The sequence below is a fragment of the Micromonospora sp. NPDC004551 genome, assembly GCF_040609975.1.
Classification (GTDB): Bacteria; Actinomycetota; Actinomycetes; order Mycobacteriales; family Micromonosporaceae; genus Micromonospora.
In genome coordinates this window covers 781,288-806,788 of sequence record NZ_JBEXLM010000001.1, presented here as the reverse complement: position 1 = coordinate 806,788, position 25,501 = coordinate 781,288, and the positions used below count along the sequence as shown (strand labels likewise).

Annotated in this window: 19 protein-coding genes; 6 read left to right on the top strand and 13 right to left on the bottom strand. The window is 74.6% G+C overall.

Features of this window, described 5'->3' with window-relative positions; genetic code table 11:
- Positions 1-146: 146 nt before the first annotated feature.
- Positions 147-1,310, bottom strand: a complete 1,164-nt coding sequence (locus ABZW14_RS04010; RefSeq protein WP_355339305.1) for an acyl-CoA dehydrogenase family protein — start codon at positions 1,308-1,310, stop codon at positions 147-149.
- 250 nt (positions 1,311-1,560) lie between these two features.
- On the opposite strand from ABZW14_RS04010, the gene ABZW14_RS04005 reads away from it, so the two are divergent.
- Entirely contained in the window at positions 1,561-2,988 is a 1,428-nt protein-coding gene (locus tag ABZW14_RS04005; RefSeq protein ID WP_355339302.1) for a UDP-glucose/GDP-mannose dehydrogenase family protein, read from the top strand.
- Between the two features lie 161 nt (positions 2,989-3,149).
- Entirely contained in the window at positions 3,150-8,051 is a 4,902-nt protein-coding gene (locus ABZW14_RS04000) for a permease (protein WP_355339299.1), read from the top strand.
- A gap of 7 nt (positions 8,052-8,058) precedes the next feature.
- Here ABZW14_RS04000 and purE read toward each other — a convergent pair whose 3' ends face one another.
- From purE to ABZW14_RS03985, 3 genes are all read right to left on the bottom strand, one after another.
- Complete coding sequence (gene purE / locus ABZW14_RS03995) at positions 8,059-8,550, bottom strand: 5-(carboxyamino)imidazole ribonucleotide mutase (RefSeq protein WP_355339296.1); 492 nt, start codon at positions 8,548-8,550, stop codon at positions 8,059-8,061.
- A 52-nt stretch (positions 8,551-8,602) separates the two neighbouring features.
- Complete coding sequence (locus ABZW14_RS03990) at positions 8,603-9,763, bottom strand: 5-(carboxyamino)imidazole ribonucleotide synthase (protein ID WP_355339293.1); 1,161 nt, start codon at positions 9,761-9,763, stop codon at positions 8,603-8,605.
- 112 nt (positions 9,764-9,875) lie between these two features.
- Positions 9,876-10,352, bottom strand: a complete 477-nt coding sequence (locus tag ABZW14_RS03985) for a hypothetical protein (RefSeq protein ID WP_355339290.1) — start codon at positions 10,350-10,352, stop codon at positions 9,876-9,878.
- A gap of 100 nt (positions 10,353-10,452) precedes the next feature.
- On the opposite strand from ABZW14_RS03985, the gene ABZW14_RS03980 reads away from it, so the two are divergent.
- The gene (locus ABZW14_RS03980; RefSeq protein ID WP_355339287.1) at positions 10,453-11,013 is read left to right on the top strand and encodes a PadR family transcriptional regulator; all 561 of its coding nucleotides are present in this window, start codon (positions 10,453-10,455) and stop codon (positions 11,011-11,013) included.
- Here ABZW14_RS03980 and ABZW14_RS03975 read toward each other — a convergent pair.
- Both ABZW14_RS03975 and ABZW14_RS03970 read right to left on the bottom strand, forming a co-directional pair.
- On the bottom strand, positions 11,006-13,042 hold the full coding sequence (locus tag ABZW14_RS03975; RefSeq protein ID WP_355339284.1) for a thioredoxin domain-containing protein: 2,037 nt from the start codon (positions 13,040-13,042) through the stop codon (positions 11,006-11,008). The genes ABZW14_RS03980 and ABZW14_RS03975 overlap by 8 nt on opposite strands.
- A gap of 85 nt (positions 13,043-13,127) precedes the next feature.
- Positions 13,128-14,021, bottom strand: a complete 894-nt coding sequence (locus tag ABZW14_RS03970; protein WP_355339281.1) for a hypothetical protein — start codon at positions 14,019-14,021, stop codon at positions 13,128-13,130.
- A gap of 212 nt (positions 14,022-14,233) precedes the next feature.
- On the opposite strand from ABZW14_RS03970, the gene ABZW14_RS03965 reads away from it, so the two are divergent.
- A complete protein-coding gene (locus ABZW14_RS03965; RefSeq protein ID WP_355339278.1) occupies positions 14,234-15,259 on the top strand; it encodes a phosphatidylinositol-specific phospholipase C domain-containing protein in 1,026 nt (341 codons plus the stop codon).
- Positions 15,260-15,316: 57 nt separating this feature from the next.
- On the opposite strand, the gene ABZW14_RS03960 is transcribed toward ABZW14_RS03965, so the two are convergent.
- From ABZW14_RS03960 to mca, 3 genes are all read right to left on the bottom strand, one after another.
- On the bottom strand, positions 15,317-17,812 hold the full coding sequence (locus ABZW14_RS03960) for a bifunctional diguanylate cyclase/phosphodiesterase (RefSeq protein WP_355339432.1): 2,496 nt from the start codon (positions 17,810-17,812) through the stop codon (positions 15,317-15,319).
- A 216-nt stretch (positions 17,813-18,028) separates the two neighbouring features.
- Positions 18,029-18,322 (bottom strand): hypothetical protein, encoded by a 294-nt coding sequence (locus ABZW14_RS03955; RefSeq protein WP_355339275.1) that lies wholly within the window; start codon positions 18,320-18,322, stop codon positions 18,029-18,031.
- Between the two features lie 48 nt (positions 18,323-18,370).
- Positions 18,371-19,252 (bottom strand): mycothiol conjugate amidase Mca, encoded by an 882-nt coding sequence (gene mca / locus ABZW14_RS03950; protein ID WP_355339272.1) that lies wholly within the window; start codon positions 19,250-19,252, stop codon positions 18,371-18,373.
- Positions 19,253-19,465: 213 nt separating this feature from the next.
- On the opposite strand from mca, the gene ABZW14_RS03945 reads away from it, so the two are divergent.
- Together ABZW14_RS03945 and greA are read left to right on the top strand one after the other, a co-directional pair.
- Positions 19,466-19,900: a DUF4307 domain-containing protein gene (locus ABZW14_RS03945; RefSeq protein WP_355339269.1), complete on the top strand. Its 435-nt coding sequence runs from the start codon at positions 19,466-19,468 to the stop codon at positions 19,898-19,900.
- Between the two features lie 146 nt (positions 19,901-20,046).
- On the top strand, positions 20,047-20,547 hold the full coding sequence (gene greA, locus ABZW14_RS03940; RefSeq protein ID WP_091260184.1) for a transcription elongation factor GreA: 501 nt from the start codon (positions 20,047-20,049) through the stop codon (positions 20,545-20,547).
- Between the two features lie 129 nt (positions 20,548-20,676).
- Here greA and ilvA read toward each other — a convergent pair whose 3' ends face one another.
- From ilvA to ABZW14_RS03920, 4 genes are read right to left on the bottom strand one after another with little or no spacing between them, the layout of a single operon-like run.
- The gene (ilvA, locus tag ABZW14_RS03935) at positions 20,677-21,897 is read right to left on the bottom strand and encodes a threonine ammonia-lyase (protein WP_355339266.1); all 1,221 of its coding nucleotides are present in this window, start codon (positions 21,895-21,897) and stop codon (positions 20,677-20,679) included.
- Positions 21,894-22,754 carry a DUF4328 domain-containing protein gene (locus ABZW14_RS03930; protein WP_355339263.1) on the bottom strand — a complete coding sequence of 287 codons (861 nt, stop codon included), beginning with the start codon at positions 22,752-22,754 and terminating at the stop codon, positions 21,894-21,896. Before ABZW14_RS03930 ends, ilvA begins: the two co-directional genes overlap by 4 nt.
- A gap of 48 nt (positions 22,755-22,802) precedes the next feature.
- Positions 22,803-24,215, bottom strand: coding sequence for an amidase family protein (locus tag ABZW14_RS03925; RefSeq protein ID WP_355339260.1), 1,413 nt, complete (start codon positions 24,213-24,215; stop codon positions 22,803-22,805).
- A 16-nt stretch (positions 24,216-24,231) separates the two neighbouring features.
- A complete protein-coding gene (locus tag ABZW14_RS03920) occupies positions 24,232-25,374 on the bottom strand; it encodes a cystathionine gamma-synthase (protein WP_355339257.1) in 1,143 nt (380 codons plus the stop codon).
- Between the last annotated feature and the right edge of the window lie 127 nt (positions 25,375-25,501).

Sequence of the window (25,501 nt, the reverse complement as noted above, 5' to 3'; positions counted from 1 at the left end):
TTTTTTTTCCTCCGCCCACCCCCTTGTAATCCCCCCTTATATCAACTCTTTTGCCAAACCCGCGGCTCTTCCTTACTCCCTCTTCGGGGGGGGGGCGGGGGGGGGGGGGCCCCCCCCCCCCCGCCCGCCCGATCGTCGCCCGAGGGTCAGCCCTTCAGCAGCTGGCGCGCCATGACGATGCGCTGCACCTGGTTGGTGCCCTCGTAGATCTGAGTGATCTTGGCGTCCCGCATCATCCGCTCGACCGGGTAGTCGCGGGTGTAGCCGTAGCCGCCGAGCAGCTGGACCGCGTCGGTGGTGATCTCCATGGCGGCGTCCGAGGCGAAGCACTTGGCCGCCGCGCCGAAGTAGGTCAGGTCGGCGTCGCCCCGCTCGGACTTGCCGGCGGCGGTGTAGGTGAGCTGCCGGGCCGCCTCCAGCTTCATGCCCATGTCGGCGACCATGAACTGGATGCCCTGGAAGTCGGCGACCGCCTTGCCGAACTGCTTGCGTTCCTGGATGTAGCCCTTGGCGTAGTCCAGCGCGCCCTGCGCGATGCCGACCGCCTGCGCGGCGATCGTGACCCGGGTGTGGTCCAGGGTCCGCATGGCGGTCGCGAAGCCGGTGCCCTCGGCACCGATCATGCGGTCCGCCGGGATCCGGACGTTGTCGAAGTAGACCTCGCGGGTCGGCGAGCCCTTGATGCCGAGCTTCTTCTCCGGCGCGCCGAAGCTCACCCCGGCGTCGGACTTCTCCACGACGAAGGCGGAGATGCCCTTCGAGCGGGCTGTGGGATCGGTCACAGCGAAGACCGTGTAGTACTCCGAGACGCCCGCGTTGGTGATCCAGCGCTTCACGCCGTTGAGCACCCAGTGGTCGCCGTCGCGGACCGCCCTGGTGGTCATCGAGGCGGCGTCGCTGCCCGCCTCCGGCTCGGAGAGGCAGTAGGAGAACATGGCGTCGCCGGACGCCACCGGGGTCAGGTACTTCCGCTTCAGCTCGTCCGAGCCGGCCAGGATCAGCGGCATGGTGCCCAGCTTGTTCACCGCCGGGATCAGCGAGGACGAGGCGCAGGCGCGGGCCACCTCCTCGATCACGATGGCCGTGGCCAGGGCGTCCGCACCCGCGCCGCCGTACTCGACCGGGATGTGCGGGGCGTGGAAGTCGGCGGCCCGCAGCGCGTCGTAGGACGCCTTCGGGAACTCACCCGTCTCATCCGCCTCGGCGGCGTGCGGAGCGACCTTCGCCGCACAGACCTCCCGGACCGCCTCCCGGATCGCCTCGTGCTCCTCGGGCAACCGGTAGACGTCGAACGACTGCTCTGCGGGCATGTCAGCCTCTCCTCTTCACCGCTATCATGCGCAGTCTGTGGCGCCCGGAAGGCTGCCGACTGCCGCAGACTGAAGGATAGCCACCAGGGTTCAGCCGGACCCTACCGGCGGGTAGGCTCGCGCAGGAGCGGGGGCGACAGGCCACTACTACCCTCACACAAGACGAGAGAGTTCCCCTCGGTGCCGGCCCTGGCGCCCCAGCCGAACGCGACGCAAGGAAGCGCCGCCAGTGCGAGCGGAGAAGACAGGCGTGACGATCCCGTACCCGAACACCCAGCCGATGCCCGCCATCGCCGCGGTGACGCCGCCCTCCGGCGCGGCCCGCCCCCGGGTGACCTTCCTGGGCACCGGCTACCTCGGCGCGACGTACGCCATCTGCTACGCCGAACTGGGCTACGAGGTCCTCGGCTTCGACGTCGACGCGGACAAGATCGCGAAGCTGAACGCCGGCGAGGTGCCGATCCACGAGCCCGGCCTGGACGAGCTGCTCCGCCGCAACCTGGCCGCCGGCCGGCTCCGCTTCAGCACCGACATCCAGGAGACCGCCGACTTCGGCGATGTGCACTTCATCTGCGTCGGCACCCCCCAGCGGGCCGACGGGATGGGCGCCGACCTGTCCTACGTCGAGGCGTCGGTGACCAGCCTCGCCCAGCACCTGACCCGCAAGGCGCTGATCGTCGGCAAGTCGACCGTGCCGGTGGGCACCGCCGAGTGGGTGGAGCAGCTCGTCGGCAAGCACAGCCCCGTCGACCTGGGCGTCGAGGTGGCCTGGAGCCCCGAGTTCCTCCAGGAGGGCTTCGCCGTCGACGACGTGCTGCGCCCCAACCGGATCGTCGTCGGGGTCAAGAGCGAGTGGGCCAACGGCATGCTCTACGCCGCCCACAAGGGCGTCTTCGACCTGGCCGCCACCGAGGACCGCGAGGTGCCGCTGGTGGTCACCGACTTCGCCACCGCGGAGCTGGTCAAGGTCGCCGCGAACGCCTTCCTGGCCACCAAGATCTCCTTCATCAACGCGATGGCCGAGGTCTGCGAGGCCGCCGGCGGCGACGTCACCCAGCTCGCCCGCTCGATCGGCTACGACCCCCGCATCGGCAACCGCTTCCTCCAGGCCGGCCTCGGCTTCGGCGGCGCCTGCCTGCCCAAGGACATCCGGGCCTTCCAGGCCCGCGCCCAGGAGCTCGGCGCCGGCGAGGCGCTGCGCTTCCTGCACGAGGTCGACCTGATCAACCTGCGCCGGCGGACCCGCGTGATCCAGCTCGCCGCCGACCTGCTCGGCCGCCGCTCCGGCCCGGCCGGCCCGGACCTCTCCGGCACCCGCATCGCCGTGCTCGGCGCCACCTTCAAGCCGAACACCGACGACGTCCGGGACGCCCCGGCCCTCGCCGTCGCCGCGCTGCTCGGCAAGGCCGGCGCCGACGTGCACGTCTTCGACCCGCAGGGCGTGGAGAACGCCCGCCGGGCCGTGCCCGAGCTGACCTACGAGACGACCATGAACGACGCCGTCCGCGACGCGGACCTGGTCTGCGTCCTCACCGAGTGGGCCGAGTTCCGCAACGCCGACCCGGTCGCCCTGGGCGAGCTGGCCAGCGGCCGCAAGGTGGTCGACGGCCGCAACTGCCTCGACTCCACACTGTGGACGCAGGCCGGGTGGGAGTACCGGGGCATGGGCCGCCCCTGACCCCGTGAACCGTCGGCCGGCCGGCCGGGGACCCGTTCCCCGGCCGGCCGGCCCTTTTTGTTGTCCGGAACGCGCCGCCAACGGTCGAAATCCGGGCCCGGTCAAGGCATGCTGCGACTGGGAGGTCCACCGCGCGGGGGCCGACCGGACGGGAGAGTGTCGTGCAGACCTTCAGGTGCGCCTCGTGCGGGCGGGAGATCAAGCCCGCCGTCGTCTGCCCGCACTGTGGCGCCGACCAGCCACAGTGGGCCGAGCACCTGGCCGACATCGAGCGCTCGATCGCCGAGATGAAGGCCCGCGACGCCGAGATCGCCCGCGAGCAACGGCAGATCGCCGCCAAGATGCAGGCCGCCCTCTTCCAGCGGGACATCCTGGCGCACGCCGGTGAGGAGCGGATCAAGCAGGCCACCCGGCCCCGCCGCGTGCTGCGCCGCCGGCCGGGCCGCCGACCGCCGACCGCCACCACCGGCGCCCCGCCCCGGGTGCCCCGCCAGGGCACCCCGCCGACCGGCCCGGACGACCTGCCCCCGTCGCCGCCGCGGGGCCGCCCGCAGTGGCTCGACGCGGACGACCCGGAGCACCCGCCGGAGGCGTCCTCGCGGGAGGTGCAGAACATCCCCCTCGGGCTCGGCGCGCTGCTGCTCGGCATCGCGGCGGTGGTCTTCGCCGCCGTGGCCACCAGCTCGATGGACGCGCTGGCCCGGCTCGGCGTGCTGCTGGTCGCCACCGTGCTCATGCTGCTCGCCCCACCGCTCCTGGCCCGGCGCGGGCTCACCTCGACGGCCGAGACGATCGCCGCGGTGGGCCTGCTGCTGCTGCCGCTGGCCGGCTACGCGCTCTGGGCCGTCGACCGGGTCGGCGGCAGCACCTCCGGCGCGGCCTTCTCGGGGACGATCTTCCTGGTCACCACCGTGGTCGCGTTCGGGTACGCGTACTGGACCGGGCTGCGGGCTCCCCGCTTCGCCACCGTGCTGGCCGCCCAACCGGTGCTGCCGCTGCTCGCGTACGAGCGGATCACCGGGCCGGCCGGCTGGGCGCTGGTGCTCACCGTGGTGGCCGTGGCCGACCTCGCGCTGGCCCGCTCGGCGGTGGTGCTCGAACGCCCGGTCCGGCGGGACCTGCCGGCCGCGCCGCCGGAGCCCGCCCCGCCCCGGCAGCGCGCCGCCGACGGCCGGCCCGAGTCGGCCCCGGAGGAGTCCGCCGAGGTGCTGGACGGGGAGCCGCCCGCCGGCGCGGAGCCGGTCCCGGCGGCCCGACCGGTGCCGTGGCTGCGGGAGCTGACCTGGCTGCTGCACGGGGCGGCGGTCGCCGTCGCCCTGGCGTACGCGGTCACCGCCCTGCTGCGCGCCGCCACCGTGCCGGCCGCCGCCGCCACGGGCGCCGTGCTGCTGCTCGCCGCGCTGGCCGGGCTCGCCGGCACGCTGGTGCTGCGGCGGCCGCCGCTGCCGGACGTGGGCGCCGGCATCGTGACCCTCGCGGTGATCGGCGCGCTGGGCCGGGTCGCCTCGGTCGCCTTCCCCGGCCGGTCACTGCTGCTCATCGCCGCCGTCATCGCGCTCACCGGGTTCGCCGTCCGGGGCGTACCGGAGGCGGCCCGGCGGGGCCCCCAGCTCGCCTCGGCCGTGGCGCTCACGGTCAGCGGCCTGGTGGTGGCCGGTGGCGCGCTGCGCGCCGGGCTGGCCCCGGTCCGCGCCGCGCTGCCGGCCTGGTCGGCGGACCTCAGCGACTGGCACGCCGAGCTGGCGCGGGCGGTCGGCCCGACCGGCTGGCAGCTCGCCGCCAGCGCCCTGCTGCTCACCATCGCCGCGGTGGTGGCCCTGCCGGCGGAGATCCGGCGGGAGTTCGCGGTGGTCGGCGCGGCGCTGACCGCACTGGCCGTGCCGGCCTCGCTCGGGCTGGGCTGGGCGACCGCCTGCTGGCCGATGCTGCTGACCGCGGTGGCCATCGGCGTGCTCGGGCTCAGCGCCGGCACCGAGCGCGCCGCGGTGGCGCACTCGGTGACCGCCGCGGGGCTGGGCCTGATCGGGGCCGGGGCCGCGCTCGCCCGGCCCGCGCTGACCGCCGCCGCGCTGACCCTCCTGTTCCTGGCCGGCGCGCTGGTCTCGCTGGCGCCCCGGGTCCGGATCGCCGTCGCCGCCGCGGACACCGTCTGCGCCTGGGCGGCCGGCGGGGCGGCGTTCGCGTTCCCCGGTGCGGTGGCCGCGTTCGTCGCCGCCACGATGCCGACCCCGCCGCTCCCCACCGTGGCGAACCTGCGCGAGGTCACCGTCCCGATCCTCGCGGCGAGCTTCCTGGGCGTCTGCGTGACGCTCGGCTACGCCGCCCTCGTCCAGGTCGCGCAGCGGCACCTCAGCGTGCCGCACGCGCTCGGCACCGTGCTGGGCGCGGTGGCCGTCGCGGCCGCCGCGTTCGGCGCGCCCGGCGCCACCACCGCCGACGCCTGGGTCGGCGGCCTGCTGCTGGTCTCCGCCGCGCTGCTGGCGCTGGCCCCCCGGATCGACGCCGGCCGCCGCTCCGACCTGTCGGTCGACGGGTCCGACCTGGCCCTCGCCGCCACCACGGTGGCGCTCATCGCCACCCTGGCCCGGATCGCCGCCGTACTGGCCCCCGGCGGCCAGCTCGTGGTGGCCGCCGCGCTGGTGACCGTTGTCGCGGTCGCCGCCCGGGCGATGCCCGAGGAATGGCGGCGCGGGCCGGTCCTCGGCATCGCGGCCGGCGGCACGCTGATCGGCCTGATCGCGGCCTGGAGCGCGCTGCGCGGCGGCGTGGGGGTGCTGGCCACGCCCGGCCCGATCTGGGCCGGCGACCTGAGCGGCTGGCCGGCCGCGCCGACCGGCGGTTCCACCTGGCAGGCGCCGGTCGCGCTGGCGCTGCTGGCCGTGGCCGCCGGCATCCTCCTGCCGTCGCCCTGGAAGTACGACGTCTCCGGCGCGGCCGTCGTGCTCGCCACCATCGGCGCGCCGGCCGCGTTCGACCTGCCCTGGTGGTCGCCGGTGCTCGTGGGCGCCATGGTCGCCACCGTGTTCGGGATGGCGGCGGTGGCCGCGGCCGACCCGCGGGCGGCGCTGTCCCGGGCCACGGTGGCCGGGGTCGTGGCCCTGCACGCCGCCGGCGCCGGTCTGGTGCGCCCGTGGACCACCGCGCTGGCCCTCGGCAGCATCGCGCTGATCGGGGTGACGGTGGCCGCGCTGGCCCGGGCGCTCGCGCCGACGCAGGTGGAGGACGTCCGCACCGAGGGGATGCCGGCGCACCTGGTGCAGGTCGGCGGCGCGGCGGCCGGCGCCGCCCTGCTGGCGCTGCCGGGCGCGGTGGCCGCCCTGGCCGCCGAGTACGGCCGCCCCCCGCAGGTGGTGCTCACCGCCGCGCTCGCCGCGTCCAGCATCGGTCTGGCGGCGGTGGCGGCGGCCCGCCGGCAGGTGCCGCAGTATCTTCCGTACGCGAGCGTGGCCGTGGTGGGCGGCGCCACGATCAGCGCGGCCGCCGCCCTGATCACCCATCTTTCCGCCGGGGTGTACGCCGCGGCTGCCGCGCTGCTCGGCGTGCTCGCCGAGCTGATCCGGGCCGCCACCGTGCCGCCGGTCGGCTCGGCCCAGCCGGTCCGCCGCTGGTCGGTGCTCCTCAACGGGGCGCTGCGCCGCGCGCCGGACGAGCGGCGCTGGCGGGTGAGCCCGGCCGCGGGTGCGCTCGCCGCGGCGGCGCTGCCCACCGCCCTGGCCCTGGCCACCCTGGCACCGGCGCTGGTCGTGGCGCTGGTCGAGCCGCTCCAGGTCCTGTCCCGGATCTGGCAGGGTCCCCCGCCGGGGCTGCTCACCCCGCCGCCCGAGGCGGTGAACCCGACCCACGTGCTGACCGCGCTCCTGCTCACCACGACGGCGGCGCTGGCCGCGGTCGGGTTCAGCGCCGGCCGGCGGTCCCGGGCCGTGCCGGTGGTCCTGCCCGGTGCGGCGGTCACGTTGCTCATCACCCCGGTGGCGCTCGGCCGCGGCTGGCCGGTGACCGCGCTGGCCGGCCTGGCCGTCTTCACCGTCTCGATGCTGGGGCTGGCGCTCACCCCGCCGCCCCCGCTGGCCGAGCCGGCCCGCTCGATCCGGGTCGCCCGGGTGCTGGTGTTCGCCATCGGGCTGGCCGCCGGCAACGCCGGGCTCGCCGGCAGCCTCGCGACCCGGGAACTCACCCTGTTCACGCTGGGCGGCGCGGTCGGCGTGGGCACCGTCGCCGCTCTCTTCGGCACCACCCAGCGGGCCCGCATCCTCGGCTGGCTGTTCGCCTCGCTGATGGCCCAGCTCTTCGTGCTCACTCTCGGCCTGGTGGCCGGCCTCGCCGCGGTCTGGTCCGCGTTCGGGGTGCTGGCCGTGGGGGCGGCACTCCAGGTCTTCGCCGCCGCCCTGCCCCGGCTGCGCCGGCCGGAGTCGTACCGGGAGGCGGCCACCGTGGAGTGGAGCGGCCACGCCGCGGCGCTCATCGCGCTGGCCCTGGCGTACGACTCGCCCCGGCACATCGCGGCGCTGCTGGCCGCCTGGGGCGCCGTGCTCGGGGTGGCGGCCAGCCGCCCGGGCCGGCGGCCCGTCGAGCGGAACCTGCTGTTCTGGGCCGTGGTGATCTGCGAGATCAGCGCCTGGTGGATCCTCATGCGGGTGGCCGACGTGGCGCTGCCCGAGGCCTACACCCTGCCGTTCGCGGCGCTCGCCCTGCTGGTCGGTGTGCTGCAACTGCGCCACCGGCCGGACCTGTCGAGCTGGGTGGCGTACGGGCCGGCGCTGGTCGCCGCGTTCGTGCCGACGCTGGCGATCGTGCTGGCCACCGAGTCGAGCATGCTGCGCCAGGTGCTGCTGCTGCTCGGTGCCGTCGCGGTGCTCATCTTCGGCTCGATGAGCCAGCAGCAGGCGCCGGTGATCGTGGGCGCCACGGTCACCGCGATCGCCGCGGTGCACGCGCTGGTCAGCCTCGGCCCGTGGCTGGTGCTGATCCCGGTCGGTTTCGTGCTGCTGGTGCTCGGCGCGAGCAACGAGCGCCGCCGCCGCGCCCAGGAACGCCTCCAGGCGGCGCTGCGGGGGATGAGATGAACGCGGGTCAGCTCAGGGAGGCGCGGAGGGCCTTCTCCTTCTCGGCGACCAGGTCCTCCAGGCCGGCCTGGTAGGCGGCCATTCGGTCCCGCAGCACGGGGTCGGACGCGCCCAGGATGCGCACGGCGAGCAGCCCGGCGTTGCGGGCGTTGCCGATCGACACCGTGGCCACCGGGACACCGGCCGGCATCTGCACGATCGAGAGCAGCGAGTCCATGCCGTCGAGGTACTTCAGCGGCACGGGCACGCCGATCACCGGCAGCGGGGTGACCGAGGCGACCATGCCGGGCAGGTGCGCGGCGCCGCCCGCCCCGGCGATGATCACCTTGACGCCGCGGTCCGCGGCGGACCGCCCGTACTCGATCATCTTGACCGGGGTGCGGTGCGCCGACACCACGCCGACCTCGTAGGGCACGCCGAACTCGTCCAGCGCCTCCGCGGCGGCCCGCATGGTCGGCCAGTCCGAGTCGCTGCCCATGATCAGCCCGACGGTGCTCACTGCGCCTGCCTTTCGTTCGCGATCGCGGGGCTCGTAGGCTCGCTGCTCGCGCTCACTCGTCTCCGTCGCGTAGCCAGCGGGCGGCCCGCGCCGCCCGGGCCCGTACGTCGTCCAGGTCGGTGCCGAGCACGGTGACGTGCCCGATCTTGCGGCCTGGGCGCACCTGCTTGCCGTACAGGTGGACCTTGGCCCCGGGTTCGGCGGCGAAGAGGTGGTGCAGCCGCTCGTCGATCGACATGCCGCCCGGCTCGCCGCCGAGCACGTTGGCCATCACCACGACCGGCGCGGTGAGCGAGGTGTCCCCCATCGGGTAGTCGAGCACCGCCCGCAGGTGCTGCTCGAACTGGGAGGTCCGGGCCCCCTCGATGGTCCAGTGGCCGGAGTTGTGCGGCCGCATGGCCAGCTCGTTGACCACCAGCCCGCCGGGCGTCTCGAACAGCTCCACGGCCAGCAGGCCGACGACGCCGAGAGCGGTGGCCAGGTCGATGGCGAGCTGCTGCGCGGCGACGGCCCGCTCCTCGGGCAGGCCGGGCGCCGGGGCGAGCACCTCGACGCAGATGCCGTCCCGCTGCACCGTCTCCACCACGGGGTAGGCGGCGACCTGCCCGAACGGCGAGCGGGCCACCTGCACGGCCAGCTCGCGGCGCAGCGCCACCCGCTCCTCGACGATCAGCGGGGTGCCGCCGGCCAGCAGGGTGGTGGCCAGCTCCTCGGCCTGGGTAGCGTCGTCCACCATCCAGACGCCCCGGCCGTCGTAGCCGCCGCGGGCGGCCTTGAGCACCACCGGCCAGCCGATCTCGGCGCCGAACGCGAGCAGGTCGGCCGGTGCCTCGACCGGGCGCCAGGACGGGTTGGGCGCGCCCAGCTCACCGAGCCGCTCGCGCATCACCCGCTTGTCCTGCGCGTGCACCAGCGCCTCGGCCGGCGGGAAGAGCTTCACGCCCTCCTCGGTGAGGGTGCGGATGTGCGCGTTGGGCACGTGCTCGTGGTCGAAGGTGACCACGTCGCAGCCCTTGGCGAAGGTGCGCAGGGCGGCGAGGTCGGTGTGGTCGCCGTACTGGACGTCGGCGGCGACCAGGGCGGCGCCGTCGTCCGGGGCGAGCGCGAGCACACGCAGTGACTGGCCGAGGGCGATGGCGGCCTGGTGGGTCATGCGGGCGAGCTGGCCACCGCCCACCATGCCGACGACAGGCAGTCCGGTACGGGAATCCATAGCGCCGCCAGCCTATCGGGGTAGTGGCGGGCGCCGGCCGGGGAGGGCCGACCCCGCCACCACGCGGACCTGGAAGCCTCCTCTCGCCGGTCTGGCGGAGGCCCGGCCCAGGTCAGCCCGTCGTGGTGACGACGAGGCGGCGGGGCGCGCGGGCCACCTCGCGGGCGGTGGTCCGGGCGATCAGCAGCGAGCCGAGCACCGTCGGGGCGAGCCAGGCGGCCAGGTGCCCGCCGGTCATCTGCACCGCGAACCCGGTGACGAAGGCGATCACGGTGCTGCCCATCAGGTTGAGGTGCCAGATCCGCCAGCCCCGGGGGCCGAACCGGCGCGGCCGGCGCCGGGCGATCCAGAGCCCGCCGACCAGCCAGCCGAGGGTGAGCGCGCCGAGCACGGCCAGCCCCCACAGGCGGTCCGGGTCGTAGGCGAACAGCCCGAGGGCGCTGAGGCTGAGGCCGACGGCGGCGCCCGCGTAGATCCGGCCGAGCAGGGTGTGCCGGCCACGCCGCTTGGGCGCGAGCAGAACGGGCAGTGCCAGCAGCAGCCCGGTGGTGCCGCTGGCGGCGTGGATCACCACGAGAACGGTGTGCACGGGTCCCCCTCCCGCGACATCCCAATGTGGGAGGTCGATGGTCGCAGCATCGGACCTGACACAATGGGATGTCAAGGAGTTTCGCGAAGGGAACCGACCGATGCCCGACCGGCCGTTGAACGCCACCGCCGCCTCACTGCTGGGCTTCCTGCACGACGGCCCCATGACCGGTTGGGACCTGGTCGCCGTCGCCCAGCAGCGGATCGGGGCGTTCTGGTCGCTGACCCAGAGCCAGGTCTACCGGGAACTGACCGCCATGGCGGCGGCCGGGCTGGTCCGGGCCGGCGAGCGGGGCCGGCGCGACCGGAAGCCGTACGAGATCACCGAGGCGGGGCGCCGGGCGTTCGCCGAGTGGGCGGGCCGGCCCCCGGCGGACGAGACGATCCGCTTTCCGCTGCTGCTCACCGTGGTCTTCGGGCGGCATCTGCCGCCGGAGCGGCTCGCGGCGTACCTGGACGCGCACCGGGCCGCCCACGCCGCACGGCTCGCCGACTACCAGGCCGCGGCGGCGGCGCTCCCCCCGGAGGCGGACGAGATCGAACCGTACGCGGTGGCCACGCTGCGCTTCGGGCTGGCGTACGAACGGGCGGTGCTGGAGTGGTTCGACGCGCTGCCCGAGGCGCTGCGCCCGGCGGCCGGGGGCGAGGAGCCGGTCAGCTGAGCCGGGCGACCAGGTCCTCGACCGTGGTCACCGGCCGGTCGCAGACGAAACCCCGGCAGACGTACGCGGTGGGCCGGCCGTCCAGCGCCGGTCGGTCGGCCAGCAGCGGCACGCCGGGCTGGTCGGCCGCGCCCGCCACCACCACGGCACCGGGCGGGGCGTGCCGGAGCGCGGCGGCCACCAGCGGATCGCCCACCGGGTCGTCGGTCACCACCGCGATCTCGTACGGCCCGGACAGCAGCGCCTCGCCGACCGTGGCCGCGTAGCCGGTGAAGCGGGCGTGCCGGCCGACGATCGGCGCGACCGTCGACAGGGCCGCGTCGGCCGCCTCCCGGTACCGGGTCTCCCCCGTCAACGCCGCGTACGCGACGAGCGCCGCAACGATCGCCGAGCGGCCCGCCGGGGTGGCGTTGTCGGTCGGGTCCGCAGGCCGGGTGACCAGGCGCTCGGCGTCGTCGGCGGTGTCGTAGAAGCCGCCGTCCGGTGCGGCGAACCGGGCCAGCGCCACGTCGAGCAGCTGCCCGGCCAGGACGAGCCAGCGCCCCTCGCCGGTCAGCTGGTGCATCGCGCAGAACGCCTCGGCCACGCAGCCGTAGTCCTCCAGCACGCCGGCCGGCTCGCCGACGACCTTGTCCCGGGAGACCCGGCGCAGCCGGCCGTCCACCACGTGCACGGCCGCCAGGTGCTCGGCGGCGTCCCGCATCGCGCCGTCGGCCACGATGGTGACGCCCTCCATGAGGTTGGCGTCCTCGTCGCCGGGGGCCGCCAGGAGCGCCGCGACCTGCTGGAACTCGGCGATCGCGGTGATCGCCAGCCCGTTCCAGGCGGCCACCACCTTGTCGTCGCGGGCGGGCTGGGGCCGGGTGTCGCGGGCGGCGAGCAGCCGGCCCACCACCTCCTGCCACCGCTGGCGCACCGACGGGTCGGCGTCGTCCACGTCCCGGGCCAGCCTCAGCACGCTGGTGCCGTGCTCGAACGTGCCCTGCTCGGTCACCCCGAACAGGTCGGCGGCGAAGCGGCCGTCCTCCTCCCCCAGCACCTCGACAAGCTGGGCCGGGGTCCAGACGTAGGTGCGGCCCTCGACGCCCTCGGTGTCGGCGTCCAGCGCCGAGGCGAAGCCCTCGCCGGCCCGGTGCAGCTCGTCGGCGAGGAACCGGGCCGTGTCGCGGGCCACCCGCCGGGCCAGCCGGTCCCCGGTGAGCCGCCAGAGCTGGGTGTAGACCCGCAGCAGGAGGGCGTTGTCGTAGAGCATCTTCTCGAAGTGCGGCACCGTCCAGTGCCCGTCCACCGAATAGCGGGCGAATCCGCCGGCGAGCTGGTCGTGCAGGCCACCGCGGGCCATGGCCTCGCAGGTGTGCCGCACGATCTCCAGGCTCCGGGGCGAGCCGGTGCGCTGGTGGTGCCGGAGCAGGAAGAGCAGGTTCATGTGCGGCGGGAACTTCGGCGCACCGCCGAAGCCGCCGTTCGTCTCGTCGTACTCGGTGGCGAGCTGGTCGGCGGCGGCGTCCAGCAGCTCGGCGGTGAGCGGCGCGGTGAGGCCGCCCACGGCCTGCGCGCCACCGATCGCCTCGACCACGGCGGCGCCCTGGCGGAGCACCGCCTCCCGCTGATCACGCCAGGCGGTGGCCACCGAGCCGAGCAGCCGGATGAAGTTCGCCCGCGGGAAGTAGGTGCCGCAGAAGAACGGCGTGCCGTCGGGGGTGGCGAAGACGGTCATGGGCCAGCCACCCTGGCCGGTCATCGCCTGGGTGGCCGTCATGTAGACGGCGTCGACGTCGGGCCGCTCCTCCCGGTCCACCTTGACGCAGACGAAGTCGTCGTTCATGAGCCGGGCGACGGCCTCGTTCTCGAACGACTCGTGCGCCATGACGTGGCACCAGTGGCAGGCCGCGTAGCCGACCGAGATGAGCACCGGCACGTCGCGCCGCTTCGCCTCGGCGAACGCCTCGTCGCACCAGGGCCACCAGTCGACCGGGTTGTCGGCGTGCTGGAGCAGATAGGGCGAGGTGGCGTCGGCGAGTCGGTTCACCCGACGACCATATCGAGCGCGCGGCGAGCGCGTGCCGCGAGCGGGACGGCCGGGCCGGGGAGGTTCTCCCGGCCCGGCCGTCCCGTCAGCGGGTGAGGGTGATCGTCGAGGTGTCGGTCACGGTGAACTCCTGCCAGTAGACGAAGTCCCGGATGGGCACCTCGGTGACCGCCTGGGCCGTGCCGCGCTCAAAGTGGAGGTCGGCCGGGTAGGTGCTGGCCGACCAGGGCACCGCCTGGCCCGGCGTGCACGGGACCGAGGTGGAGTACCACGCCGTCACCAGCCCGGCCTTCTTCTGCTGCTGGCTCAGCCGGCCGTCCACGCTCAGCGTGTCCGCCCGGGTGCAGGTGAGCGTGCCGCGGACGGTGGCGATGCCCTTGTTGTCGACCGTGGCCGTGGGGTTCACCGTGACGGTCACGTCGAGCGCGGGCACCGGCGGCGGATTCCCGATGTGGATCTCGCCGTGGGAGCCCCCGGTCGCCCCCTCGCAGCGGTACTCGAACGTCGCATCGAACCGCTCCAGGTAGCCGTACGGCCCCCAGGCGACGTCGAGGACGGTGAACGAGCCGGTGCTCTGCGAGCAGGACCGCCCCCAGTTGGCGTTGTCCAGGCCGACGCCCGCCGCGTCACCGTACGGCTGGCCGACGTTCTGGTAGGTGTCGCCCGGCTTCAGCTTCTCGCCGGCCGGGCCCGTGAGCGAGAGGTGCCAGAAGTTGTCGGCATCGCTCCAGAACTCCATCCCGAAGAACCGCTGGTTCGTGTCACCCCAGGCGTTCATCTCGTCCCCCGGTGTGGGGTTGGCGGAGCTGTACGAATACGAGTTGCCGCCGGTGATCGGGTCACCCGGCTCGCCGACCACGCTGAACGACCAGCTCTCCGGCGTGCCGGCCTGGGCCGGCGTGGCGACGGCCAGACCGGCGGCTCCGGCGGTCAGGGACAGGGCTGCGGCGAGCAGGGATCGATGCCAGGAACGGGTCATGCTGTCCTCCCCCGTAGTTGGACATGAACGGCGGCGCAGGTCGTGCGCCGCCACGCCAAGAGGTTAAGGAACGCCCATCGATCGCGCTGCCCCGTGCGGCGCCGGTGTCGGTGACGCGACCAGGGGACACGGCCCGTCCTTCCGATATTCATCTTTGTTGATTTGAATCAGCGCATGCCCGGCGCCGCCGGGCCGTCCGAAGGAGACGGTTCATGCGCAGACTCCCCACCCTGCTCGCCCTCGCCGCCCTCGCCGGATCCGTGCTGGTCCCCGGCAGCGCGTCCGCCGCGGTCCCGCCGGAGACCCGGTTCTCCGCCACCACCGGCGTCGGGATCCACAACGCGTACGAGCGCGGCACCTACCCCTACCTGGCGCAGGCGCTCGACGCCCGGCCCGGGCTCATCGAGCTGGACGTCTGGCCGGACGTGCTGACCCGGCAGTGGCGGGTCAGCCACTCCAACCCGCTCGGCAACGACAACAACTGCGTGGCCGCCACCAGCGCCGCCCAGCTCTACAGCGGCACCCGCAACCGCAACCTGGAGCACTGCCTCGACGACATCCGGCTCTGGCTGGGCGCCCACCCCGACGCCGGCCCGCTGGTCCTCAAGCTGGAGCTGAAGACCGGCTTCAGCGGCCGTACCGGGCAGGGGCCCGCCCAGCTCGACGCGTTGCTCGCCGCGCGGCTCGGCGACCGGGTGTTCCGCCCGGCCGACCTGCTCGGCGGCCACTCCGGCCTGGACGCCGCGGCCCGCGCCGACGCCTGGCCCAGCCGGGCGCAGCTCGCCGGCAAGGTGATCGTCGAGCTGATCCCCGGCACCGTCGAGGAGGGCAACCCGACCGACACGCTCTGGACCGACGTCGAGTACGCCCGCCACCTGGCCGGCCTCGCGGCGGCGGGCACGCTGGGCACCGCCCGCGCCTTCCCGGCCGTGCACCGGGCGCAGGCCGGTGACCCGCGCACCCGCTACGCCGACGCGAGCCTGCGGCCCTGGTTCGTGCTCTTCGACGGCGACGCCACGGCGTACGTCACCGGGGGCATCGACACCGCCTGGTACGACGCCAACCACTACCTGCTCGTGATGACCGACGCGCAGAACGTCCCACCGGCGGTCGGGGCGGGCGACGCGGGAGCGGCGGCGGCCCGGGTCGCCGAGCTGGCCCGGGCGCACGCCAGCATCGCCTCCGCGGACTGGGCGGCGCTGCCCGCGGTCCTCGACGACGTGCTGCCCCGCGGCTGAGCCCGTGACCGGCCGGTCCGCGCCGTCGGGGCGAGCGGCCCCGGCGGCGCGGACCGGTCAGGAGGCGCCGTCGGCCCGGAGGGGGAAGACGTTGCCGCGCGCGGTGTCCAGCAGGGAGCCGAGCACCGCGCCGATCTTGTCCGCCGGCATCGGCTTGAAGAAGTGGTAGCCCTGGGCGGCGGTGCAGCCCAGCTCGGCGAGGGCGCTCCGCTGCTCGGCGGTCTCCACGCCCTCGGCCACCACCCGCAGGCCCAGCTCGTGGGCGAGCCCGACGGTGGTCCGCACGATCGCCGCCGCCTCCGGGGAGTCGGCCATCCGGATCACGAAGGAGCGGTCCACCTTCAGCTCGTCCACCGCGATCCGGGTCAGGAAGGTCAGCGAGGAGAACCCGGTGCCGAAGTCGTCGACGGCGAGCTGCACGCCCATGGCGCGGAGGGTGGCCAGCACCTCGTCGATGACCTCGAGCTCGCTCATCACCACCGTCTCGGTGATCTCCAGGACCAGCCGGTGCGGCGGGACCTGGTGGCGGCGCAGCGCCTCGCCGATCTCGGCCGGCAGGCGCGGGTCGAGCAGGCTGCGCGCCGACAGGTTCACCGAGATCGGGATGTCCAGCCCCTCGCGCGCCCAGCCGGCCGCCACCGCGAGGGCCTTGTCCAGCACGTAGCGGGTGAAGCTGCCGAGCTGCTCGCTGTTCTCCACCGGCCGGATGAAGTCCGCCGGGCCGAGCCAGCCCCGGCGCGGGTGCCGCCAGCGGATCAGCGCCTCCACCCCGGTCGGGGCGCCGGTGGCCAGGTCCACGGCGGGCTGCAACGCCAGCACCAGCTGGTCGTCGGCCTCCAGGGCCTCCCGCAGCTCCGCGAGCAGCGCCAGGTGGTCGGTGCTCGCCGCATCGCGCGAGCTGTCGTACGCGGCGACGCTGCCGCCGCCCTCCTTCGCCTGGTACATGGCGATGTCGGCCCGGCGCAGCAGCTCGGTCAGGTCGGCGGTGCCCGCGTCGGCGACCACCACGCCGACCGCCACCTCTACCGACATGCGCACCCCGGCCACCTCGGTCGGCGCGGCCAGCCGCTCGGCGATCTCCCGAGCCTGGCGCAGCGCGTACGCCAGCGGGGCGGCGCGGTCGTCGACCACCGGAACCGTGGTCAGCAGCAGGGCGAACTCGTCACCGCCGAGCCGCCCGAGCAGGTCCCCGGGACGGGCCAGGGTGCTCAGCCGGCTCGCCGCCAGCCGCAGCAGCTGGTCGCCGGCGGCGTGCCCCAGCGTGTCGTTGACCTCTTTGAACTGGTTGATGTCGAGCAGCAGCAGCGCCACCGGGTGGTCGTGGGCGCGCTGCCGCAACGCCTGGTCGCCCTTGGCCAGCAGGGCGGACCGGTTGAGCAGCCCGGTGAGCTGGTCGTGCACCGCCTCGTACGACGAGCGGGCGGTGACCAGCCGCAGCTCGCGGTGGGTCGCGGCGTCGTGCAGGGCGGCGGCCAGCGCGTCGCCGAAGGCCGCGACGCCGTCCTGTTCGCGGGCGCTGGGCGGGGCGGACCGGGGGAAGCGGACCCGCAGCTGGCCGACCTCGGCGCTGCCCACGGCGAGCCGCCGGACCAGCTCCTGCTCGCCCGACCCGGTGGCCGACGGGGGCTCCACCTCCCGGTCGCGCACCTGCGCGCCGGCGTCCCCCCGGTAGCGGCGCCAGCGGCCGTCGCCCCGGGCAACGTCGACCTCGACCAGCTCGGCGCCGAACAGGGCGAGCGCACCGGTCACCGCGGCGGTCGCCACGCCCCGCTCGTCGAGCTGGTTGAGCGCGGCGGTCGCCTCGGCGAAGGCCCGCCAGGTGCGCCGCTCCTGGTCGGCCCGGAGGCGGTGCCGGTAGGTCTGCTGGAGCAGCCAGAGCGGCGGCGGCAGGAGCAGCAGCCAGCGCGGGTCGAGCTCCAGCAGGGCGACCACGAGCAGGCCGACCGCCACGTTGCCGACGAACATGAGCAGCTTGCCGCGCAGCGCGGCGAGCAGCGGCGGCCCGATGGGGATGCCGTGCCGCAGGGCGAGGGCGGCGCCGCCCAGCCAGGCGCTGGTGAGCAGGTAGACGACCGCGCCGGCGGTCAGGGCGAGGGCCAGCTCGGGGGTGGGCGCGGCGAGCAGCGGACGGCCCAGCGCGCTGGTGATCGCGGCGGCGAGCGCGGTGGCGGCGGCGAGCGACCCGGCGATCCGGACCAGCTCCAGCGCGGGCCGGCGGTCGGCGAGCAGGGACATCGTGGTCCACGCGGCCGCGACGCCGAGCAGGGCCGCGGCGGGCAGCCAGCCGGCCGGCACCAGGTAGAGGCAGACGATGAGGGCCGCCTCGCCCCAGGTGATGCTGACCATGCCCGAGGCGGTGCGGAAGCGCAGCCGGGCGAGCTGGGCCACGGCGAACGCCACGACGGCGACGCCGAACCGGACGACATCGGGCAGCGCGTCGTGCGACGGCAGGTGCGCGGGGACGGTGAGGCCGACGACGGCGGCCACCACGGCGGTGACCGCGACGGCCGAGGTCAGCAGGAGGACGCTGACCGGCGTGCCCCGCAGGCCCAGCCGATCGGGGGGGTCGCCGGCCCGGCCGGAGGTCACTGACCCACCCCGTCCGGCGGCGGCCTCAGGGCACGATCGGGGGCCGTTGCTGCCAACGACATCGGCGCCCCCCTTCCGCGCACGGCTCGGGGCCTATCGGGCCCCCCGGCGGAAGGCTAAGCCAAAGCCGGTGGTCGCAACAGGGGTTGACGACCGGCTTCGACGTGATTCACGTGCTGTTCAGCCGTTCCGGCGCTGCTGGGAGCCGTTGGGGGCGTTCGTCGGTGAATCCTGCGCGACGGTCCCGTCTGTCGGATCGGCGACGGTCGCATCGGTCCGGCCCGGCTCGGCCGAGCCGCCCTGCTGCGGGAACCGGTCGGGCAGCCGGCGCAGCCGGGCGTTCATGTTGCGGATCAGCAGGACGGTGACGATGGCCAGCAGCACGATGAGGAAGAGGCCCATCGGGCCGGCCAGACCACCCGTGCGGGTGTCACCGAAGTTGTTCTCCGCGAGCACCTGGGCGGTGGTCAGCATGGTGTTCCTCCGATGTGCGGCTGACCACCAGCGTAGCCCGCCGGGGAATCAGCGGGCACGGCACGTCTCGCGCACCCCGGCGAAGAGGTCGGACTCGGGCAGCGGGCTGTCGACCAGCGAGCGGGCGAGCTGGAAGTCCTCGGTCGGCCAGGCACGCTGCTGGAGGTCCATCGGCACCTGGAACCAGAAGCCGTCCGGGTCGATCTGCGTGGCGTGGGCGCGCAGCGCGTCGTCGCGGACCGGAAAGTATTCGGCGCAGTCGACCCGGGTGGTGATCCGCTCGCCCTTGTCGGCGCGATCCTCCCAGCGCTTCATCCAGTCCCCGTACGGCGACTCCAGGCCGGCGGCGAGCATCCCCTCGTGCAGCGCCATGATCTTGGCACGCGAGAAGCCCACGTCGTAGTAGAGCTTGAGCGGCTGCCACGGCTCGCCCAGCTCGGGGTGGCGCTCCGGGTCGCCGGCGGCCTCGAACGCGGCCACCGTCACCTTGTGGGTCATGATGTGGTCGGGGTGCGGGTAGCCACCCTCCTCGTCGTACGTCGTGACGACGTGCGGGCGGAACTGGCGCATGAGCCGCACCAGCGGGGCGGCCGCGACCTCGACGTCCTCCAGGGCGAAGCAGCCCTCCGGCAGCGGCGGCAGCGGGTCGCCCTCGGGCAGGCCGGAGTCGACGAAGCCGAGCCAGGCCTGCTCGATGCCGAGGATGGCCCGGGCCGCGTCCATCTCGGCGCGGCGGATGTCGCCGATGTTGGCCCACACGTCGGGCCGGTCCATCTTGGGGTTGAGCACGCTGCCCCGCTCGCCACCGGTGCAGGTGACGACCAGGACATCCACTCCCTCGGCGACGTATTTCGCCATGGTGGCCGCGCCCTTGCTCGACTCGTCGTCGGGATGGGCGTGCACCGCCATGAGCCGCAGCTGTTCTGCCACCTTCGGCGCTCCTCGTCTGTGCCCACCGGGCCCGGCCCGCCCGGGCCCGCCCGGCTGACCTGCCGGAATCTCCCCCCGCGCCCGCGAAAGCCCCCGTGGTGGCCGATCGGCGGCGGGGCCGACCTGCCATCCTTGACTCAGCGCCGGGCTGGGAAGATGGACTCTGCCATTCTTGCCGATGCCGCCGACAACAACGCCAGGAGATACCCGCCGGTGAGCGAGACGCACGCCACAGTCGCACCGGGTGCACCGATTTTCCCGCCCGGCCGGTACGGCCGCCGCCGGGAGCCGGGGCGCCGCCGTCCGATCCTGCTCGTCCTGGTGGCCGCCGTCCTGTTGGCGCTCCTGGGGCTGGTCGCCATGCGGCTCTACAACCAGTACGGGGATCCGGACTACCGCGCCGAGGTGATCACCTACACCGGGATCACCGACTCCGGCGTGACGGTCGACTTCCGGGTCACCGTCCCCGAGGGCGGCTCGGCCACCTGCCTGCTGCGGGCCCGCTCCCACGACGGCGCCGAGGTGGGCCACGTCGAGACCACGGTGACCGCCGCGCCGGGCGAGCGGCACGTCCGGGCCCGGCAGGAGGTGCCCACCACCGCCCGGCCCTTCATCGGCGAGGTGCTGCGCTGCCGACCGACCGGCTGAGCCGGAGGCCCGGCGAGCCGCCGGGACGTACGCACCCCGGGTCCCGCCGCCGGCACCCGGGGTGATCGGCGACACCCTGAGGTGCCCGGCACTGGTAACTTGGTAGTTCACCTGTCAGCCAGTCCGCACCAACAAGGAGTTCGCCTGTGTCCACCAATGACAACGAGGCGCCCGCCACCTGGCTGTCCCAGGACGCATACGACCGTCTGAAGGCCGAGCTCGACGAGCACATCGCCAACCGGCCGGTCATCGCCGCCGAGATCAACGCCCGGCGCGAGGAGGGCGACCTGCGGGAGAACGGTGGCTACCACGCCGCCCGCGAGGAGCAGGGCAAGGCGGAGGGTCGCATCCTCTACCTGAAGGAGCTGCTCCGCACGGCCAAGGTCGGCGAGGCCCCGACCGCCGACGCGGTGTCGCCCGGCATGGTCGTGACGATCTACTTCGACGACGACGCCGACGACACGGAGACCTTCCTGCTCGGCTCCCGCGAGATCGCCTCCACCACCGACCTCACCGTCTACAGCCCCGAGTCCGCGCTCGGCAAGGCGATCCTGGGCGGCAAGGCGGGCCAGACCTGCACCTACACGGCGCCCAGCGGCGCCGACATCAAGGTGACGGTGGTCAAGTTCGAGCCGTTCTCCGGCTGACCGCTCCGGACCCGCGCCGGACGGCTCGGGTCCGACCCGACCGAGGCTGACAGGCTCCTCGGCCCCGAGCCACACCCCGACCGCCCCGACCGGCACCGTCCGGCCGGGGCGGTCGCGTCTCGCGGGGGCTCACCCCTCGCCGGCGAAGACCACCTGGTAGCCGCTGGCCCGCAGGGCGCTGATGAGGGTGTCCGAATGCTCCACGCCGCGGGTCTCCACCGAGAGCGCCACCTCCACCTCGCCGAGCCGCAGGTGCGGGTTGGCCCGCTGGTGCACCACGTCGACCACGTTGGCCCGGTGCTCGGCGATCTCGCCGAGCAGCGAGGCGAGCTGGCCCGGCCGGTCCGTGCAGCGGACGGTGACCCGCAGGTAGCGACCGGCCGCCGCCAGGCCGTGCTCGATGACCCGCAGCATCAGCAGCGGGTCGATGTTGCCGCCGGAGAGCACCGCCACCACGGGTGCCTGCACCTCCACCGCACCGGCCAGCAGCGCCGCCACTCCGACCGCGCCGGCCGGCTCCACCACCTGCTTGCCGCGCTCCAGCAGCATCAGCAGCGCCCGGGAGATGTCCTCCTCGGAGACCGTGACGATCTCGTCGACCAGCTCGCGGACGTGGGTGAAGGTCAGCTCGCCGGGACGGCCGACCGCGATGCCGTCGGCGATCGTCGAGAAGAAGGGCAGCCGGACCGGCTCGCCGGCCTTGAGCGAGGGCGGGAAGGCGGCGGCGCTGGCCGCCTGCACCCCGACCACGCGTACGTCGGGACGCAGCGCCCGGGCGACCACCGCGAGGCCGGAGATCAGCCCGCCGCCGCCCACCCCGGTCACGATGGTCTTCACGTCCGGGCACTGTTCGAGGATCTCCAGGGCCACCGTGCCCTGGCCGGCGATGACGTCCGGATGGTCGAACGGGTGGATGAACACCGCCCCGGTCCGCTCGGCGAAGGTCTGCGCCGCGACCAGCGACTCGTCCACCGTGTTGCCGACCAGCTCGACCTGGGCGCCGTACCCCTTCGTGGCAGCGACCTTCGGCAGCGGCGCGTTGACCGGCATGAAGACCGTGGCGTGTGCGCCGACCAGGCCGGCGGCGAGCGCCACCCCCTGGGCGTGGTTACCGGCGCTCGCCGCGACCACCCCGCGTTCCCGCTCCTGCGCCGAGAGCCGGGAGATCCGCACGTACGCGCCGCGCACCTTGTACGACCCGGCGCGCTGCACGTTCTCGCACTTGAGCCAGGCCGGCCCCCCGAGCGCGGCGCTGAGCGGCCGGGACGGCTCCAGCGGGGTGGTGCGGGTGACGCCGGCGAGCAGTTCCCGCGCGGCCTGTACGTCGGCGAGACCGACCAGTTCCGTCATGCCCCGATCGTGCCACCCGGGCCCGGGGGAACCTGCGGCGACGCCACGGTCGGGTCAGCCACTCGCGGCGGCGGCCCGGTCACCAGCTGCGCCGGACCCGATGATGACAGCAGCGCGACGCGCCATGCCGCCCCGTCGATCCGGGCCTGCTGCGCGGCGGAGATCCGCAGCACGACCGCGACCAGTGCGGCCGCGGCGACGAGGCAGGCCAGTGCCGGGAGGCTGTTGCGCAGCGCGGCATCCCGGTAGTGGTCGAGATCCGGTGCCAGCCCCTGCTCGGCGCGGCGTACCCGGTCACCCACCTCGGTCAGGCTGGTGACCAGATCGGCGACGCCGAACGCCAGCCAGGCCACCCACCAGACGGCGACCAGGACACGCAGCCACACCCGGTCGAGGCTGTCCCGGACGATGCCGACCATCACCACGCACGGCACGGCGAGGCTGGCCACCGGCACCCACCAGCCCGTGATGGCCCAGTGCGGGGCCAGGACCTTCCGGCCGCCGGGGAACGCGTCGGTGTTCTTCCGGGCCCGGAACATCCAGACCATCACCAGGACCGCCGTGACCAGGAAGACCACGGTGTACAGCAGGGAGAGCAGCCCCTCGGTGACGAGCGGCGTCTGCTCCCGGTCCGGGCCGCCGCCCGGCGGAGTGAGCAGGACGTACAGGGCCGGCGCGAGCGCCACCAGGGTGTACAGCAGTGCGGTCAGACCGACCCCGACTGCCGCGGCCAGGCCGATCCCGTGCACCGCGAACGTCGGCATCCCCGGCGACAGGGCCGGCCGGTCCGGAGAGACGCCGCAGCGCGGGCAGGCACCGACGGTCGAGCTGTCGGCCCCGCAGGTCTGGCAGTGCATCGGCGTCGTCCCCGTGATCGGCGTGCGGAACCCGCACACGCTAGACGATCATGCGTGGGCCGGCGACCCCGTCCCGACCCGGGGGTAGCCGGGGGCGTGCCGCTGCCACGGCGCCTGCATCTCGAACTGCCCCGCGACGCCCAGCAGCAGCAGCTCCGAGCCGGGCGGGCCCACGAACTGCACGGCCACCGGCAGGCCGTCCGGACGACGGCCGACCGGCACCACGATCGCCGGCAGCCCGGCGATGTTCCAGGGCGCGGCGTACGGGGCGTACCGGATGTTGGCCTTCATGTTCGCCACCCAGGACCGGCCGGACCAGCCGGCGGCCTCCGGCGGCGGGCCGGCCAGCGCCGGGGTGAGCAGCAGGTCGACCGAGTGGTCGGCGAAGAAGTTCACCGACCGCTCGCGCCAGGCGGCCCGGTCGGCCTCGCGCACGTACCCCCGGCGCTGCGCCCATTCGCCGAGCGCGACGTGCCGGCGGCTGCGCCGCTGGAGGCCGCGCCGCTCCACGCCCGCGGCCTGCACCTCCGTGGCGGCCGCGGCGAACCAGGTGGCGATGCCCTGAAGGCCGAGCCGGGTCGGGTAGACCGGGTCGGCGGGAACGGTGTCGTGCCCGGCGGCGGCGAGCAGCCGGCCGGCGGCGGCGACCGCGTCGCGGTTCGGCGCGTCCGGCGAGACGCCGCGCACCGGGGAGCGCAGCGAGACGCCGACCCGCAGCCGCGACGGCGGGACCAGCTTGTCCGGGCGGCGCCCGGCCAGCACGGAGAAGCCGACCACCGCGTCGGCCACCGTGCCGGTGAGCATGCCGTGCTCGGTGAGGCCGAACCAGTCGTCCGCGCCGAGCTGGCAGGGCACCACGCCCCGGCCCGGCTTGAGCCCGACGAGCCCGCAGCAGGCGGCCGGGATGCGGATCGAGCCGAGGCCGTCGTTGCCGTGGGCGATCGGCACCAGCCCGGCGGCCACCGCGGCGGCCGCCCCGCCCGAGGAGCCGCCGGGGGTCCGCGCCGGGTCCCAGGGGTTGCGGGTCACCCCGGTCTCGTCGTCGGTGAGGGCCCAGAGGCCCAGCTCCGGCATCCGCGTCACGCCGAGGATCACCGCGCCCGCGCCGCGCAGCCGGCGGACCACCTCGTGGTCGGCCTCCGCCACCGGCGTACGCACGGCGGCCGACCCGTTCCACGTCGGCAGGCCGGCCACCGGGGTGTTCTCCTTGACCGCGACCGGCACGCCCGCCAGGGGGAGGTTGGCCAGGTCCTCCTGCTCGTCGACCTTCTCCGCCTCGGTGATCGCCTCGCCGGCGCGCACGCTGCGGAACGCGGCCAGCTCGGCGTCGGCCCGGGCGATGTGGTCGAGGTGGTCGGCCACGACCTGGGTGGCGGAGACGTCACCCCGGCGTACGCCCCGGGCGATCTGCTTGGCGGTCGCCCCCACCCAGGTCGTCGGCATGATGTCCTGCACGGCCATCCTCCCCAGCCAGCGGTCAGCCCAGCGCCTGCTCCAGATCGGCGAGCAGGTCGTCGACCGTCTCGATGCCGACAGACAGTCGCACGAGATCGCCGGGAACTTCAAGCGGCGAGCCGGCAGCGCTCGCGTGTGTCATCCGTCCCGGGTGCTCGATCAGGGATTCGACCCCGCCGAGCGACTCGGCGAGCACGAAGAGCTTCGCCCGGTTGCAGATCTCCACGGCGTGCTCCTCGCCGCCCGCCGCGCGGAAGGAGATCATCCCGCCGAATCGGCGCATCTGCTTGGCGGCCACCTCGTGACCCGGGTGCGCCGGCAGGCCGGGGTAGATGACCTGCGCGACCTTGGCGTGACCGTCCAGGTAGGCCGCGATCCGCTCGGCGTTGTCGCAGTGACGGTCCATCCGTACCCCGAGGGTCTTGATGCCGCGCAGGGTGAGCCAGGCGTCGAAAGGGCCGTTCACGGCGCCCATCGCGTTCTGGTGGTAACGCAGCTCCTCCCCGAGCGCCCGGTCGGCCGCGATCAGGGCGCCGCCGACCACGTCGGAGTGTCCGCCGATGTACTTGGTGGTGGAGTGCACCACCACGTCCGCGCCGAACGCGATCGGCTGCTGGAGGTACGGCGAGGCGAAGGTGTTGTCGACCACCAGCAGCGCGCCGGCGTCGTGCGCGACGGCGGCCAGCGCGGCGATGTCGGCGATGCCGAGCAGCGGGTTGGTCGGGGTCTCCACCCAGACGATCCTCGTGGCGCCGGGACGGATGGCGGCCCGCACCGCGTCCGGGTCGGAGACCCGGGCCGGGGTGTAGTCCAGCCCCCAGCGCTCGGCCACCTTGGCGAACAGGCGGTAGGTGCCGCCGTACGCGTCGTCCGGGATCACCACGTGGTCGCCCGGCTTGCAGACGGTGCGCAGCAGGGTGTCCTCGGCGGCCAGGCCGCTTGCGAAGGCGAGCCCCACCGGTCCGCCCTCCAGCGCCGCCAGGCACTCCTGGAGCGCGTCGCGGGTCGGGTTGCCGGAGCGGCTGTACTCGTAGCCCTCCCGGGGCGCGCCGACGGCGTCCTGGGCGTAGGTGCTGGTCTGATAGATCGGCGGGATCACCGCGCCGGTGCGGGCCTCCGGGTCCTGACCGGCGTGGATGGCGAGCGTCTCGAAGCCGTGACTCATTCCCGAGACGTTAGTCCGCCCGCCCGTCCCACCGCGTGGAACCCGCCCGGCTTGCTGTTCCAGGCGGACGGCAACTGTCCAAGATCGGCGCGGGGACCGGCAGGATCGCGGGGCAGCGCCTAGCCTG